The sequence below is a fragment of the Gordonibacter sp. RACS_AR49 genome, from assembly GCF_030418435.1.
GTDB classification, from domain to species: domain Bacteria; phylum Actinomycetota; class Coriobacteriia; order Coriobacteriales; family Eggerthellaceae; genus Gordonibacter; species Gordonibacter urolithinfaciens.
This window is the reverse complement of sequence record NZ_JAIUDM010000001.1, coordinates 390,142-404,452: the sequence shown is the minus strand read 5'-3', so window position 1 is coordinate 404,452 and position 14,311 is coordinate 390,142. Positions and strand designations below refer to the sequence as shown.

The 14,311-nt window shown below is 67.0% G+C and carries 12 protein-coding genes; 8 read left to right on the top strand and 4 right to left on the bottom strand.

What is annotated here, in order from left to right; translation table 11 throughout:
- Positions 1-42: 42 nt before the first annotated feature.
- From LB310_RS01725 to LB310_RS01715, 3 genes are all read right to left on the bottom strand, one after another.
- Complete coding sequence (locus tag LB310_RS01725; RefSeq protein ID WP_301154192.1) at positions 43-1,539, bottom strand: MFS transporter; 1,497 nt, start codon at positions 1,537-1,539, stop codon at positions 43-45.
- A gap of 111 nt (positions 1,540-1,650) precedes the next feature.
- Positions 1,651-2,397 (bottom strand): class I SAM-dependent methyltransferase, encoded by a 747-nt coding sequence (locus LB310_RS01720; protein WP_301154190.1) that lies wholly within the window; start codon positions 2,395-2,397, stop codon positions 1,651-1,653.
- Positions 2,398-2,730: 333 nt separating this feature from the next.
- A complete protein-coding gene (locus LB310_RS01715; RefSeq protein WP_301154188.1) occupies positions 2,731-4,989 on the bottom strand; it encodes a TIGR04190 family B12-binding domain/radical SAM domain protein in 2,259 nt (752 codons plus the stop codon).
- Positions 4,990-5,354: 365 nt separating this feature from the next.
- On the opposite strand from LB310_RS01715, the gene LB310_RS01710 reads away from it, so the two are divergent.
- From LB310_RS01710 to LB310_RS01675, 8 genes are all read left to right on the top strand, one after another.
- Positions 5,355-6,710 (top strand): amidohydrolase family protein, encoded by a 1,356-nt coding sequence (locus LB310_RS01710; protein WP_278805521.1) that lies wholly within the window; start codon positions 5,355-5,357, stop codon positions 6,708-6,710.
- Between the two features lie 4 nt (positions 6,711-6,714).
- Positions 6,715-6,915 (top strand): hypothetical protein, encoded by a 201-nt coding sequence (locus LB310_RS01705; RefSeq protein ID WP_015539463.1) that lies wholly within the window; start codon positions 6,715-6,717, stop codon positions 6,913-6,915.
- 271 nt (positions 6,916-7,186) lie between these two features.
- On the top strand, positions 7,187-7,981 hold the full coding sequence (locus LB310_RS01700; RefSeq protein ID WP_301154184.1) for a twin-arginine translocase TatA/TatE family subunit: 795 nt from the start codon (positions 7,187-7,189) through the stop codon (positions 7,979-7,981).
- A 3-nt stretch (positions 7,982-7,984) separates the two neighbouring features.
- Positions 7,985-8,824, top strand: coding sequence for a twin-arginine translocase subunit TatC (tatC, locus tag LB310_RS01695; protein ID WP_096227778.1), 840 nt, complete (start codon positions 7,985-7,987; stop codon positions 8,822-8,824).
- Between the two features lie 59 nt (positions 8,825-8,883).
- Complete coding sequence (locus tag LB310_RS01690) at positions 8,884-9,291, top strand: hydrogenase maturation nickel metallochaperone HypA (RefSeq protein WP_278805519.1); 408 nt, start codon at positions 8,884-8,886, stop codon at positions 9,289-9,291.
- 36 nt (positions 9,292-9,327) lie between these two features.
- A complete protein-coding gene (gene hypB, locus LB310_RS01685; protein ID WP_278805518.1) occupies positions 9,328-9,981 on the top strand; it encodes a hydrogenase nickel incorporation protein HypB in 654 nt (217 codons plus the stop codon).
- Between the two features lie 80 nt (positions 9,982-10,061).
- Positions 10,062-10,880 (top strand): NAD(+) synthase, encoded by an 819-nt coding sequence (gene nadE / locus LB310_RS01680; protein ID WP_301154182.1) that lies wholly within the window; start codon positions 10,062-10,064, stop codon positions 10,878-10,880.
- 147 nt (positions 10,881-11,027) lie between these two features.
- Positions 11,028-12,536, top strand: coding sequence for an FAD-dependent oxidoreductase (locus tag LB310_RS01675; protein WP_301154180.1), 1,509 nt, complete (start codon positions 11,028-11,030; stop codon positions 12,534-12,536).
- Between the two features lie 274 nt (positions 12,537-12,810).
- On the opposite strand, the gene LB310_RS01670 is transcribed toward LB310_RS01675, so the two are convergent.
- Positions 12,811-14,310: an FAD-dependent oxidoreductase gene (locus LB310_RS01670; RefSeq protein ID WP_301154179.1), complete on the bottom strand. Its 1,500-nt coding sequence runs from the start codon at positions 14,308-14,310 to the stop codon at positions 12,811-12,813.
- Position 14,311: the final 1 nt, after the last annotated feature.

Sequence of the window (14,311 nt, the reverse complement as noted above, 5' to 3'; positions counted from 1 at the left end):
CTGTGAGGAGCGAATCTGCCATGCTCCGCACAGCGCGCCCTGCTAGGCTTTCTTGTGCTCGCGCCTGGTGCTCGGGTACGAGAACCAGGCGACCACCCAGGCGGCCAGGATGCAGCCCATGACGCAGCAGATGGTGGCGGGGAAGCCGGCAGCGTCGTTGACGAGGCCCCAGACGATGGAGCTGACGCCGATGCCGACGTCGCTCGCCAGCAGGTAGAGGGCGTTAGCGGCACCCCAACGCTCGGCGGGAGTGTTCTTCACGGCCACTGCCTGATTGAGGGGCATGCTCACGCCGAGACAGACGCCGTACAGGATGCCGGCCGCGTAGTAGGCGAGATCGCTCGATCCGGCCATGAACAACAGCAGGAAGCCGGCGAGCCCGCAGGCGGTTGAGGCGGTGCATATCTTGATAGGGGCCACACGATCCATGAACGACTTCGACTTGAGGCGCACGGCTATCATGCTCAACGCCGAGAGCGTGTAGAACAGCCCGGGGTTCGCCACGCCCAGAGACGTGCCGTACAGCCCGACGAAGAAGATGCCGAACCCGAACGCCGGGCTCAGCACCACCATCGGCAGCGCACCTGGCAGCGCGCTCAGCTCGAAGAAGCGCCCGAGGCCGCGGGCTGAGGGCTCGGGCGCAGAGCTGCGTGCCTGCCGGTTGTCGGTGCGGGCAGCGCACGGGTCGGTCGCGTGGCCTCCCCGCGCGCTGCCGTGCTCCAACTCTCGGTGCTCCTCGTGGAGACGCCGGTACGCCGCGGTGGCGGGCAGGCGCGAGGGATTGCGCTCGTAGCGGCAGAGCGCGGCAAGCACCAGGCCGAGCGCGGCGATCACGGCGAGGCCCAGGTAGAGGTTGGCGGCGGGGTCGGTGTTCACCAGGAACAGCGCCAGCGCAGGGCCAACGGACATGGCGAGCGCCTGGCCCAGCCCGTAGTAGCCGATGCCCTCGCCCAAGCGGGAGAGGGGCAGCACGTCGGCTGCGGCGGTTGCCGAGGCCGTGGTGGCGGCCGAGAAGCCCACGCCCTGCACGATGCGGCAGACCACGAATACGGCGTCGTTGGAGCTTACGGCAGGCACCAATGTTCCGGCCAGCAGCAGCGCCGCCCCGCCGACCATCACGCGCAACCGGCCAGCGCGGTCGACGAGCGGGCCGCACACGATGCGCGCCGCTGCGGCCGCAGCCGAGAACACGGCGGCCAGCACGCCGGCGAAAGCAGCGCTGCCGCCCATGTGCGCGATGAACACGGAGGTTCCCGAGTTGAGGCCCTGGCCCACCATGAAGCAGCAGAGCGTGCCTGCCACCACGATCACGAACAGCGGCGACCACAGGCGCTCGCGGCTCCGCGCCCCGCGGCGGTCTTGCGCCCCGGCTCTCCAGGGAGCTGCACCTGCGCCAGGCGATCCGATGGGGGCGTGGTTGCCGCCAGCGCCCAGCGCGTCGGGATTGCCGAATTCGGCAATCCCTTCGAGCGAGTCGTACGCGTCGGGCTCCTCGAGTGCGGCGGCACCCTCGGATATATGAGCAGTTTTTGAGTCCATGATGTCATCCTACGCCTTTCGGCGTGCTCCGCATCATACCGAACGCTTGATTTCCCGCTCTGCACGCAAGCCGGTTGCGCTCGGGACGGTCAAAAACCGCGCAGGTCGGCTCTATCGTGCCGGCTTCCTCGCCACGTGCACCGCGGCGATGCCGCCGGTGTAGTTCTTCCAAGTCACATCTTTGAATCCGGCCTTCTCCATCATGGCCGCCAAGCCCTGCTGGTCGGGGAACGCCTTTATCGAGTGCGCCAGGTACACGAAGCCCTCGCGGTCCCCGGTGATGAGCCCGCCCCAGAACGGGATGAGGTGCTTAAGGTAGAACCCGTACAGCGCGCGCCACACGGTGTTCGGCGGCGTGCTGAACTCCAGGCACACGAGCGAGCCGCCCGGCTTGAGCACGCGGAACATCTCGGCGAGCGCCCGGTCGCGCTCGGGCATGTTGCGGATGCCGTACGCCATCGTGATGGCATCGTAGCTGGCGTCGGCATAGGGGATGTCCTGTGCGTCCACCACCTCGAAGTCAACCGGTACCCCGCCCGCCTTGCCGTCCGCGTAGTGCATGCGCGCCACGTCGAGCATCTCGTTCACGAGGTCGGTGCACTGGATATGGGCCGGGCGCTTCGCGCGCGCTACGGAGAACGTCACGTCGCCCGTGCCGCCCGCGATGTCTAGCACGTCGGCGTCCGACTCTATGGGAGCCTGGCGCATCATTCCGGCGAGCCATGCCTTGTACGCGCCGAAGCTCGACACGGCGTTGAACCGCTCGTACTTCTTCGCGATGGCCGAGAATATCTCCTTCACGCGCGCGGACGAGAGGTCTGCGGGCGCTTCCTTGCCGGTGGCGGTGTCGATGCTCACAGGTGGCGCTCCATCAGGTAAACGTGGTCGGTCGATTGGCGAAGCCCCAGTATAGCGCGACGCTCCGAGAAGTCGGTCGTTATCTTGCAGGTTCTCCTTAGATGGTCGGCCAGATACGCCACCGCAAACCCAATGACTGGACAAAATCGAAGGCTATGGTAAGGAAGAAGCGGGTTGTAGGAGCGTCTTGCTTACGCGAAAGCACGAAACCGCAGGTCGCAATAATCCGTGACGAAGCGGGCGAACGGGGAGACCCCCCAGATCCCCCCGTTTTGTCCATGATGATTTTGGTTATAAAAAAGTGCGGTCGCCGGGGAAGGCAGCCGCACTCTCCTACTTCTCCTTGCGATCCCGCAGCTCGCCCAGCTTGCGGGCCTCGCGAGCGCCCTTCGCGCCGCCGGCCCCCTGCAGGCCGCCGGCGTCGCGCGGCACCGTGCGCGCCACCTCGCCGCGGGCCAGGGCCTGCTCGCGTTCGCGCTCCTCGGCCATCATCTGCTCCAACAGCGGGTCGCGCTCCACGGTGCGCGCGGCCTCGGCGCGGATGGCGGCGTAGCGCCCGGCCTCCACACCCGTGCCGGCGCGTCCGGCTTCCAGCTGCGCGTTCGCAGCGTCGAAGGCCTCGTTCGTGTTCGCCTCGGAGAACCCGGGCGCCACCACGCTGCCGAACGCGGCCACCTGCGCGCCGGCCTCGTCGGCGAGCGCGCGCCCGTCGCCCATGCCGTCCACGGCCAGCCCCTTGAACGTGCAGTTGGGCGTGCCGTCGGCGTTCCAGGCGGGCGAGAGCTCGCCGGTGGTCTGGTCGGGGTAGTCGAAATCGCTCTGCGCGGGCCGCCATGTGCCGGTCAGCTTCGCCAGCGCGTTCGCCGGCTCGTTCGTGAGCCACAGCTTCGCCAAGTGCTTCGCGTGCACGGGCTTCACGTCGAACGCCCAGTTCAACTCCGATTTCTCGGCCACCGTGTTCTCGGACAGCCGCTCGAACTCGGCCTTCAGGGCCCCCAGGCGCGCGTCGATGCGGCCGGTGCCGTTGTACAGCACGTCGTCCAGCCGGTTCATCTGCTCGCGCGCCTCGCGGATGCGCTTGTCGGTGGCGGCCGCCATTCCCGCGTCCAGGATGCCGTGCTCGCCCTTGATGCGGTTCAGGTCGAGCGCCGCATCGTAGGTGGCGTCCACCATCTCGTCCACGCTCATATAGGTGCTCTCGTAGTTCATGATGTGCTTCCACGAGGGCAGGATCATGCGCTCGCGGTGCTCCTCGAACGTGCGGGCGCGCAGCTTATAGCCGTACTTCTCCGGGTTGTCGAACGCGATGGACCCCACGTCCAGAAACGGCGCCATGGGCGAGGTCAGCACCACGAGCCGCGGGTCGTACCCCACGCGCTCGTACAGGTGCTGCACGTAGGCCCCGGTCTCGCGCACGCTGGCGGCCGTCTGCTTGGGGATGCCCGTCATGAAGTACAGGTCGAACCGCTCGCAGTTGGGGTGCGAGAGCGCGTCGACGATGGTGTCCTCCAGCTCGGCCATGGTGTAATGGCCCTTGCCGAACGCCTTGCGCACGTCGTCGTCGTGGCTCTCGGCCGATATCTCCACCGACCAGTTGCCCAGGTTGTTGTCCAAAAGCTGGTAGAACTCGTCGCCTCCCGGCGGCGGGCCGAAGAACTCGAAGCCGATGGGGTTGTGCACCTTGCCCTTGAGCCCGGTGATGAACTCGTGCGTGTACGCCTCGCCGGCCTGCAGGAAGTCGTTCAGCACGAAGATGGGGCCCCACACGTGGTTCTGCACGTTCTCGATGTCGCGGATGAGCAGTTTCGGGTCGCGCCATGCCACGCGCCGGCGGCCGAAGTGGTTCTTGAACGCGTAGGCGCTGCCGCCGCAGGTGGCGCAGTTGCGCGCGCAGCCGCGGCACGTGAGGCTGGCCGTCACGGGGTAGGAAAGCCACCCCTTCATGGGCAGGTAGCTGGTCATGTCGTGGTGGCGCAGCACGCCCTTCATGGGGTAGGCGTAGTCGAGCGAGATGGCGTCCATGTCGTCGGGCACCCAGCTCAAAGGGTTGATTCGGATGGCGCCCGAGGCGTCCTTCCAGGTGAGGTTTGGGATGTCGCTCAGGTCGCCCACCGGCGTGTGCGTCTTGGCCGCCCGCGCCACGCGCTCGATGAGCATGCGCATGGGCTCCTCGGTGGAGTCGCCGCGGAACACGTAGTCGATGCAGTCGTACTTGATCAGGTCCTCGTGGAAGATCGACGACGACAGCCCGCCGAAGCTCACCGGCACGTGCGGGTGCAGCCGCTTGAGGATCTTCGCCACCTCGATGGAGCCGTGGCAGTGCGGCATCCAGTGCAGGTCGATGCCGAACATGTGCGAGTCGAGGCGCGCGAGGTTCTTTTCCACGTCGAAGTTCTTCTTGTGCAGCATCATCGACGCCAGGTTGTAGATGCGCGAGCGCAGCCCGTGGCGCTCCAGGTACTCGCAGAGCGTGGTGAGCCCCAGCGGGTACATCTCGAAGATGGGCGTGGAGGGCACCATATCGGACACGGGCCCGTACATGATGGAGCGCTCGCGGAAGTCGTACGTGGCGGGCGCGTGGATGTATGTCATGTCTAGTGTTTGCATGCGGCCATGAAGTATAGCAGGTTCCGCCGGCCTTGCGGCCGACGGAACAACTCGACGCTGCGCGAGACAGGGACAGGGCGGGGGGCGAGACAGGGGGACGGTTCTCTTGTCGCACGAACTCGGTGCGACAAGAGAACCGTCCCCCTGTCTCGCCCCCCGCCCCGCGATCCCGTGAATCTCGGGCACGAGGGGGCTTCTCGCTGACTTACTATGCCAACCTGGGGGCGTATGCTTCGCCTCCCGCCACGCTTCTTCCCCCGGCCGATTGCCCTGTGTGCTTTCGCCGGAGAGCGCACCGGCAATGCTATGATACGCAGCACACGATTATTCTTAGAGATTGGTGGGCCGTCATGCTGTTGTGCGCACAATATATTCTCCCCATCACTTCAGAACCGTTCCAGAACGGCGCCGTGCTCGTGCGCGACGGCCGCATCTGCGACATCGGCACCACCGACATGCTGAAGCTCCGCTACCCCGACGAGGAGATCGTCGACTACGGCTTGGCCGCGCTCATGCCGGGCCTGGTCGACCTGCACACCCACCTGGAGAACTCCGTCATGCGCGGCATCGTGCACGACGTGCCCTACACCACCTGGATCACGTCCATGCTGGAGAAGAGCGCGAAGATGGATGTGGGCGACTGGTACGACTCGGCCATCCTGGGCGGCCTCGAGGCCCTTTCCAGCGGCATCACCTGCGTCGCCGACATCACCGCGACGGGTGCGGCCTGCACGGCCACGCAGAAGCTCGGCATGCGTTCGGTCATCTACCGCGAGGTGGGCGCCATGGACAAGCGTCGCGTGGACTACGCCATGCGCGTGGCGGAGAACGACATCATGCACTGGCGCGAGGAGGTCGACTCGTCCCGCATCACCATCGGCATCGCCCCGGCGGCCATGTACGTGTGCCACCCCTCCATGTTCGGCAAGGTGTCCGACTTCGCCCGCCGCGAGAACGTGCCCGTGGCCATGCACATGGCAGGCAACCGCGAGGAGTTCAACTTCATCAAGTACGGCTCGTCGCCATTCTCCGTGCACACCATGGACCAGAAGCGCGGCTACGTGGAGGTCCCGCCGTGGCTGCCAACGGGCACGACGCCCGTGCGCTATGCGCTGAACTGGGGCGCGTTCGAATCCGACAACGTGCTGGCCATCCACTGCGTGCATGTGGACGACGAGGACGTGAAGAAGCTCAAGGAATACGACGTGGCCGTGGCCGTGTGCCCGCGCTGCAACGCGCAGCTGGGCATGGGCGTGGCGCCGCTCACGGAGTTTTTGCGCTCCGGCCTGCGCACCGGCATCGGCACCGACTCGCCGGCCGCCACGGACTCCACCGACCTGCTCACCGAGATGCGCATCGGCATGCTGGTGCAGCGCGCCGTGAACGTGGGCCAGTTCCTGGACTCGGCCACCATGCTGGAGATGGCCACCATCGGCGGCGCCCGCGCGCTCAAGCTGGACGACAAGATAGGCTCTCTCGACATCGGCAAACGAGCCGACATCGTGGCCGTGGACCTGTCCGGCTCGCACCAGACGCCCACCACCGACCCCGTGTCGGCCGTGGTGAACACGTGCAGCGGCGCCGACGTGCTCATGACCATGGTGGACGGCGTGCAGCTGTACGAGAAGAACAAATGGCATGTTGACGTGGAGGTGGCGAAGAACATCGCCCGCGTCATCGAGATCCGCGGGAAACTGAGGATGTAGCAGCATGGCGAAGCAGCAGAAGCTCACGGCGAAGCAGAAGAGCGAGCGCATCAAAGCCGCGCAGGAGCGCGAACGGAAAGCGCAGGAGCAACGCAGGCGCGCGGAGAAGACAAAGCGGATATTCACCGTGGTCATCTGCGTGATCCTCGTGCTGGCGCTGGGCATTCCCACCATGGCCCTCATGGTCATGGGCGGGGGATCGTAGGACGCGGACTGCAAGGGCGCACCTACCGTGTTCGAGTGGTGTGCCTGGCCCGCTCGCGGACGAGCACCGGCGGCGCGCCTGCAACGCGCTCGCAGTGCTCGTGGCGCGTACCTGGCTCGCGCTCGCGGCGCGCACGACGCGCCGCCTAACCCCTTGTTTTTTCTGTAGAGCGCCCGCAGATGCGTTGCCCGAACGCGTTTGTGATACTATGAGTCGTTGCCGCGCGGGGCGCGGCTGATACGTTGAGAGACACCGCGCAAAGGGGTTTGCTTTGTTTGGTATAGGTCCATTTGAGCTTTTTCTCATCCTGCTGTTCGGGTTCCTCATCTTCGGGCCCGACAAGCTTCCGGCCATGGCGAAGACGCTGGGGAAGGCTATCGCGAAATTCAGGGACGCCCAGGAGGAGATGAACAAGGTCATCAAGACGGAAGTCTACGACCCGAACTCCGACGAGCCGTTCAAGAACCCGCTCGACGCTTTGGCGAAGGTGGGAGAGATCGGCAAGGACGAAAAGAAGCAGGCGCCGGCCGCCTCCGGGAAGCAGGAGAGCTTCTCCGAGCGCAAGGCCCGGTACGACAAGGAGCGCGCCGCCAAGAAGGCCGAAGAGGCGAAGCAGGCTACGACGGCCGCGACGGCCACCGCCGCCGGCACTGCCGCAGCGGCGGCGGCGAAGCCCGTCGCACGGCCCGACGGCTCGTTCGCGAAGCCCGAGGAAGCCAAGCCCGCCCCGACGGCGGCGGCCGGAACGTCCCCGGCGAAGGCCGAGGCTGCGAAACCGGTGGCCGAGCCGAAGGCGAAGCCCTCGGCCGACGAGCTGTACGGCACGAAGCCGGTCGCGAAGAAGCCGGCCGCGAAGTCCGCGACGAAGCCCGCAGCTGCTTCGGGGGAGAAGAAGCCCTCGGCAGCGAAGTCCGCCGCAGCGAAACCCGCAAAGACCGAGGCCGAGAAGGCGGCGGCTCGCTCGGCTGCTGCGAAGAAGGCCGCGGCAACGCGCGCTGCTAAGAAGAAGGCGGCCGAGGAGGCCGCCAAGGCCGCGCCCACGACGACGAACGAGAAGGGGGAATAAGCCATGCCTATCGGACCGGCACGTATGCCCCTGTTCGACCATCTGGGCGAGCTGCGCATGCGCCTTGTGCGCATCGTGGCGTGCCTCGCCATCGCCGTGGTGGTGTTCTACATGGCCACGCCCACGATGGGCCAGTTCCTGCTCCAGCCCATCTTCGATTTCCTGCCCAAGAACGCCGACGGCTCGCTGGCGCTGATCGCGCTCGACCCGTTCGAGTCGTTCGCCACGCGCTTCAAGATATCCATCTGGGCATCCATCGTGGCCTGCTCGCCGGTTATCCTCTGGCAGATCCTTGCATTCTTCCTGCCGGCGCTCAAGCCGAAGGAGCGCAAATGGTTCGTCCCGACATTCGGAGCGGCCGTGGCCCTGTTCGTGTTCGGAACGGTGTTCTGCTATTTGGTCATCCTGAACCCGGCGTTCGAATGGCTCACCGACCAGGCGGCCGGCCTGGGCGAGATAGCCCCGCGCATGTCGTCCTATATCGATATGATCATCAAGTTCGAGATAGGCTTCGGCTTCGCCTTCGAGCTGCCATTGGTGGTGTTCTACCTGGTGATCTTCGATATCGTGCCGTATAAGAAACTGCGCGGCGCGTGGCGCACCGTGTACGTGGCGCTCATGGTCATCTCCGCCATGGTCACCCCGGACGCCTCGCCCGTCACCATGCTGCTCATGTTCGCGGCGCTGCTGGTGCTGTACGAGGGCAGCCTGCTCATCTCGCGCATCGTGCTGGGCAAGCGCATCAAGAAGCAGAACGAGGAGCTCGCGCGCGAAGAGGCCGAGGAAGAGGAGCTGAAGCAGGAGATGCTGGCCAGAAAGAAGGCCAGGGCAGCTAAGAAATAACCGTGCCGACAATCAGGCCCGCCGCTTGATCGGCGGGCCTTTTCGTTAAGGAGCGCATCATGCACGAACTGGGCATCATGACGGGCGTCCTGGACGCCGTTCAAACGTCCGCGAGGCAGGCCGGCGCCGACCGGGTGCTCAAGGTGAGCCTGTCGGTGGGCGAGATGACCGAGGCCATCGAGGACGCGCTGCGCTTCGCCTTCGAGGCGCTTTCGGAGCAGCAGGAGTACGCGCTGTGCGCCGGCGCCGAGCTGGACATCGTCATGGTCCGTCCACGCAGCCGCTGCCTGGAGTGCGGCGCGGAGTACGACCACGACCGTTTCCATATGCTGTGCCCCGAATGCGGGAGCTTCGCCACCGAGCTCGTCGCCGGCCGCGAGCTGCAGATCGACTCGATAGAGGTGGATATCCCCGACGACGAGGAAGAAGGGGCCGCCGCCGCGGAATCCGGTTCTGCCGACGCGTAAGTTTGCTATGCTGGGCGCGACCAATAAGGAGCCATCATGCAGATAGATATGAAACAACCCATCCTCGACAAGAACGACCAGCTGGCCTCCGAGCTGCGCACGCGGTTCGCCGAGAACCGCGTGTTCGTGCTCGACCTCTTGGCCAGCCCCGGGTCGGGCAAGACGTCCACCATCCTGGCCACCATCGACGCGCTGCGCGACGAGTTCAACATCGCCGTCATCGAGGGCGACATCGCCAGCAATGTGGACGCCGAACGCATCAAGGCCCAGGGCATCCCTGCCGTGCAGATCAACACGGGCGGCGCGTGCCACCTGGAGAGCGCCATGCTCAAGCGCGCCGTGGACGTGCTGGATCTCGCGCGCCTGGACCTCATCATCGTGGAGAACGTGGGCAACCTCGTGTGCCCCACGGATTTCGATCTGGGCGAGAACGCGAAGGTCATGATCCTGTCCGTTCCCGAGGGCGACGACAAGCCGCTCAAGTACCCCGGCGTGTTCCAGGTGGCCGAGGCCGTGGTGCTGAACAAGGTGGACACCCTGCCCGTGTTCAACTTCGACCGCGAGGCGTTCGAGTCCGCCGTGCGCCAGCTGAACCCGCAGGCTCCCATCTTCCCCATCGCCGCCACGAAGGGCGACGGCGTGGAAGCCTGGGCCGAGTGGCTTGCCGACCGCATCCGGGAGATCCAGTAACGGGGGAGCGCCCGCAACCGGGTTGAAACAATCGGCGCCCATACTGGCCGCAACGGCAGGCGCGAGCGAAAGGCTGGCATATGGAAACGAGCGAGCGGTACCGCCTCTGCGTCGAGGCGCTGCAAGGCTATGCGGAAGACGCTGGGTTCTCCGACGCGGTCGTCGGGCTGTCGGGCGGAATGGATTCCAGCATCGTGGCGGTGATGTGCGTGGATGCGTTCGGCGCCGATCACGTGCACGGCGTGCTGCTGCCGGGGCCGTACTCGAGCGAGCACTCGGTGGAGGATGCGCGGGAGCTGGCGGGCAACCTGGGCATCGAGGCGCAGGTCGTGTCCGTCTGCGAGCCGTACGAGGCGTTCGAGCGCGTGCTGGCGCGCGCGTGCGGCGGCGAGCTCTCGGGGTTGGCGGCCGAGAACACGCAGGCGCGCTGCCGCATGGTATGCCTGATGGCGCTGTCGAACGCACATGGCTGGATGCTGGTTAACACGAGCAACAAGAGCGAGGCCATGATGGGCTACTCCACGCTCTACGGCGACACGGCCGGCGCGTTCGCCCCCCTCGGCGGCCTGTACAAGACCGACGTGTACGCCGTGGCCCGCTGGCGGAACGCCCAGGCCGAGGCCGCGGGCGCGGTGCCGCCCGTGCCCGAGCGCGTGTTCGCGAAGCCGCCCAGCGCCGAGCTCTCGCCCGGCCAGGAGGACGAGAAGAGCCTGGGGCTGGACTATCCCACGCTCGATGCGCTGCTGCTGGCCCACGTGGAGCGCGGCCTGGGCGCCGACCGGCTCGTTGCCGAGGGCTTCGACGCCGCCACCGTCCAGCGCGTGCTGTCCACCGTGCGCGCCACCGCCTTCAAGCGCGCGCTGGAGCCCCCGTTCCCCGACGCGGCCTTCTACGCGTAAAGGGGCGCTACGCCTTTATTCCTTGGCGGCTTCCTTGCGAAGATTGCGTGACAACCCTCCGTCGTCCTGCCGCGCCCGCCCGTGCGGTCACTATACTCGGCGCATCCGGTAATGAACTGCAATTCCCATCAAAGGAGCCGCCGCCTCATGGAACGTCGGGCATTCTTCAAACTCGTGGGTGCGGGTGCCGTCGTCGCGGCGGGCGGGGGCTTGGCTGCCTGCTCGTCGGGCGCGGTGCCGTCGCCGCTCGCCCCTGCCGCCTCGGAGGAAGAGGGGCCGCGCGTTTTCGAGAGCCCTGACGTCAGCTTCTCGTCCGACGTTGATGTGCTCGTGGTAGGCAGCGGCATCGCCGGGCTGTCGGCGGCCATGGCGCCGCTCGAGGCTGGGCGCTCGGTCATGATCGCGGAGAAGCTGGAGCTGCTAGGAGGCGAGAGCTACTCGTCTACGGGCGTCATGCACGTGTCCGGCAGCGCGTTGCAGAAGCAGGCCGGCATCGAAACCACGGCCGAGCAGGCATGGGACACACGCCGCCAGGAGTTCGCCGATGCCGGCATCACCGACCTCGACTTCGCCAAGCGGTTGTTCGTGACCGCGCCGGAATGGGTCGACCATCTGGTGGACGAGTACGGCGCCCAGTTCGAGAACCCCGGCGACCACGTGAAGGCGGGCGCGTCGGATCGTTTCCTGTTGCCGAAGCGCGGATTGGGCGACATGGAGAGCATCATGACGCCGCTGCGCGACGGGCTCTCGTCGAAGGGCGCCGCATTCGTCACCGGCTTGCGCGCCTCGGCGTTCGTGGTGGATGCGTCCGGCGCGGTATGCGGCATGCGCTTGCGCGATGCGAAGACGGACGCCGCCACCGACGTGCGGGCGCGCGCCGTGGTCATGGCCACCGGCGGGTTCGCCTCGAGCCAGCCGCTCGTACACGCAAACGTGCCCGCCCAGGAGCGTATCGGTTGCTACACCACTGCCTCGATGGGCGAGGGCCAGCTGCTGTGCGCTCACCTGGGAGGCCAGCTGGGCGATATGGGCAAGGCCGCCCCCCTGACGAGCGACCTGCCCGAGGCCGCGGCCTGGGGCCTGTTCGGCCCTGTGCTCATCGTGGATGCGCTCGGGCGTCGCTTCGCGCGCGAGGACGACCTGAATGCCGCCGCCGATGCCTGCGTGGCCGACGACCGAGGCTACTGGTGGACGCTGTTCGGCAAGAAGCTGTCCAGCGGCGCCCAAGCGCGCAGCATCGCGCAGGTCACGACGAAGAGCGCCAAGCGCTTGGCGGGGCCGTTCGACGACGTGGAGGCGCTGGCGGGCGGCCTGGGCATCGCGCCCGAAGCGCTCAAGGCGGTGTTCGACGGTTACGGCGAGGCGGTTGACGCCGGCAAGGACGATGCGTTCGGCCGCACGGCGTTCCTGCAGGGGATCGAGCCGCCGTACTACGCGCTCAAGCAGTTCCCCGTGCGCTACAAGACACGCGGCGGCGTGCGCACCGATGCCGACGGCCGGCTGCTGAACGCGGCGGGCTCGGCCATCGCGAACGTGTACGCCTGCGGCTCGGTGGCGGCCGGCAGCGTGGAGGGGTTGGCGACGAACGGGGCGTTCGGGTTGATCGTGGGACGGGCGGTGTCGAAGGCGCTCGACGAGGGGGATGCGGGAGAATAGCTCTTCGACCTGCGGGGCGCGGCCGGGGCCGGAGGCGGGGAGGCCCGCTGCTCGGGCAGTCCTGGGCTCGCACGGAGCGTCCGCTGGACGCTCCGGCTCGTGCGGAACTCGCAGAGGGCCTCCCCGCCTCCGGCCCCGGCCGCTGCGAATGCGCTGACCGACGTGGGGGCTTCGCGTGAGGGAGGGCCCCACTCGGTCGGCAGGTAGAGAGAGGGCGGGGCCCCGGCCGGAACGGCCGGGGCCCCGCTTGGGGAGGGGTGGAGGGTCGCCTCGTTTACGCCTTCAGCGCCTCGACGACGGCCTTGCCGCTGACCAGGCCGCTGCCGGCGTTGGGTGAGAGGTCGCTGCCGCTGTCGGCGACGGTGGAGCCGCAGCAGTACACGTTGGGGATGGGGTTGCCGTCCTTGTCCGTGAGCTGGCTGTCCGTGGTGATCTTCATGCCGCCGTGCGTCTTGTAGCGGAAGGGGAAGTGCTTCATGGCATAGTAGGGCGCGGCGAGCGACTTCAGGAACAGCTTCTTGCCGAAGTCGGTATCCTCGCCGGCGGCCACCATGGCGTCGTACTTCTCGAACGTCTCCTTGAGCGTGCCGGCAGGCACGTCCATGGCCGCGGCCAGCTCGTCGAGCGAGCTGCATGGGCCCACGAGGCGGTCGGGGCTGCCTTTCATATTCAGCTCGACGTTCCACTTCTGGCTGCCGTTGATGGTCTGGTCGTCGAAGATGGTCCACCAGTAGCCCAGCTCGAGCTCGGCGGCCTTGTCGGGCGAGTCGTGGCTCTGATCCTCCTTGATGAAGCGGCGGCCCTGCGGCGTCACCTGCACCTGCGGCGAGAAGTAGCCCCACACTGTGACCTGGGCCAGGTCGCTCATGCGGTTGGCCTCCATGTCCATGTGCGTGTACACGCCGCCCAGCGCCCGGCACATCTGGTGGCCTTCGCCCATGGAATGCACGGTGAGCGGCCCGAGGCGCTGCTGGCTGGGCAGGTAGGCGGACACCATCTCCTGGTTGCATGAGAAGCCGCCCGTGGCCACGATGATCTTCTGCGCCTTGATGTCGACGGGCTTGTTGTTCTTCTCGTCGTTGAAGCGCACGCCGATGGGGGCGCCCTCGCCGTCCACGATGAAGTTCGTGGCGCGCAGGTTCAGCTTGTACGTGGCGCCCTTCTCCTCCAGGCCCTTCTGCAGCGGCGTGAGCACGGCCTGCATGTCGCCGATGCCGTTGCCGGGCAGCAGCATGGACGTGGGCGCGCCCGTGTCCATGTAGTCGGTGATGGGCTGGAACACCGCGCCGTAGTCGGATGCCACGCGGTCGGCCCATTCGGTCTGGTAGACGTAGACGTTGTGCTTGTAGTCCATGTCGTCGGTCTCGCCCTTCTTTTCCAGAATGGGAGCGTAGGCCTGCCACTTCGTCTCCGGGTCGCCCTCGATGCCGGCGTCCTTCTGCATCTTGGAGCCCGCCACGTTCATGACGCCGCAGGCGATGAAGCTCTCGCCGCCCACGCGGTCGAGCTTGTCTACGAGCATGACCTTGTGGCCCGCCTCCACCGGGTCCATGGCCGCCGACATGCCGGCGATGCCCGTGCCCAGGATGAGCACGTCGGTCTCCTCGGTGAAGTTGACGGGCGCGGTGCCCACCACGGCGTCGCCCTCGCTCGCGCTGCCGCCCTTGCCGCCGCCGTTGGGCGCGCAGCCGGCCAGCGCGCCGCCAGCCACGAGCACGGCACCCGAAGCCACGGCTGCCTTGAGGAAGTTGCGTCGGTTCATGCTGCTCTCCATA

Excerpts from the sequence above, each read along its gene's own strand:
- LB310_RS01725 (WP_301154192.1), bottom strand. The coding sequence starts at position 1,539 with ATGGACTCAAAAACTGCTCATATATCCGAGGGTGCCGCCGCACTCGAG.
- LB310_RS01715 (WP_301154188.1), bottom strand. The coding sequence starts at position 4,989 with ATGACATACATCCACGCGCCCGCCACGTACGACTTCCGCGAGCGCTCC.
- LB310_RS01710 (WP_278805521.1), top strand. The coding sequence starts at position 5,355 with ATGCTGTTGTGCGCACAATATATTCTCCCCATCACTTCAGAACCGTTC.
- LB310_RS01705 (WP_015539463.1), top strand. The coding sequence starts at position 6,715 with ATGGCGAAGCAGCAGAAGCTCACGGCGAAGCAGAAGAGCGAGCGCATC.
- tatC (WP_096227778.1), top strand. The coding sequence starts at position 7,985 with ATGCCTATCGGACCGGCACGTATGCCCCTGTTCGACCATCTGGGCGAG.
- LB310_RS01690 (WP_278805519.1), top strand. The coding sequence starts at position 8,884 with ATGCACGAACTGGGCATCATGACGGGCGTCCTGGACGCCGTTCAAACG.
- hypB (WP_278805518.1), top strand. The coding sequence starts at position 9,328 with ATGCAGATAGATATGAAACAACCCATCCTCGACAAGAACGACCAGCTG.
- nadE (WP_301154182.1), top strand. The coding sequence starts at position 10,062 with ATGGAAACGAGCGAGCGGTACCGCCTCTGCGTCGAGGCGCTGCAAGGC.
- LB310_RS01675 (WP_301154180.1), top strand. The coding sequence starts at position 11,028 with ATGGAACGTCGGGCATTCTTCAAACTCGTGGGTGCGGGTGCCGTCGTC.
- LB310_RS01670 (WP_301154179.1), bottom strand. The coding sequence starts at position 14,310 with ATGGAGAGCAGCATGAACCGACGCAACTTCCTCAAGGCAGCCGTGGCT.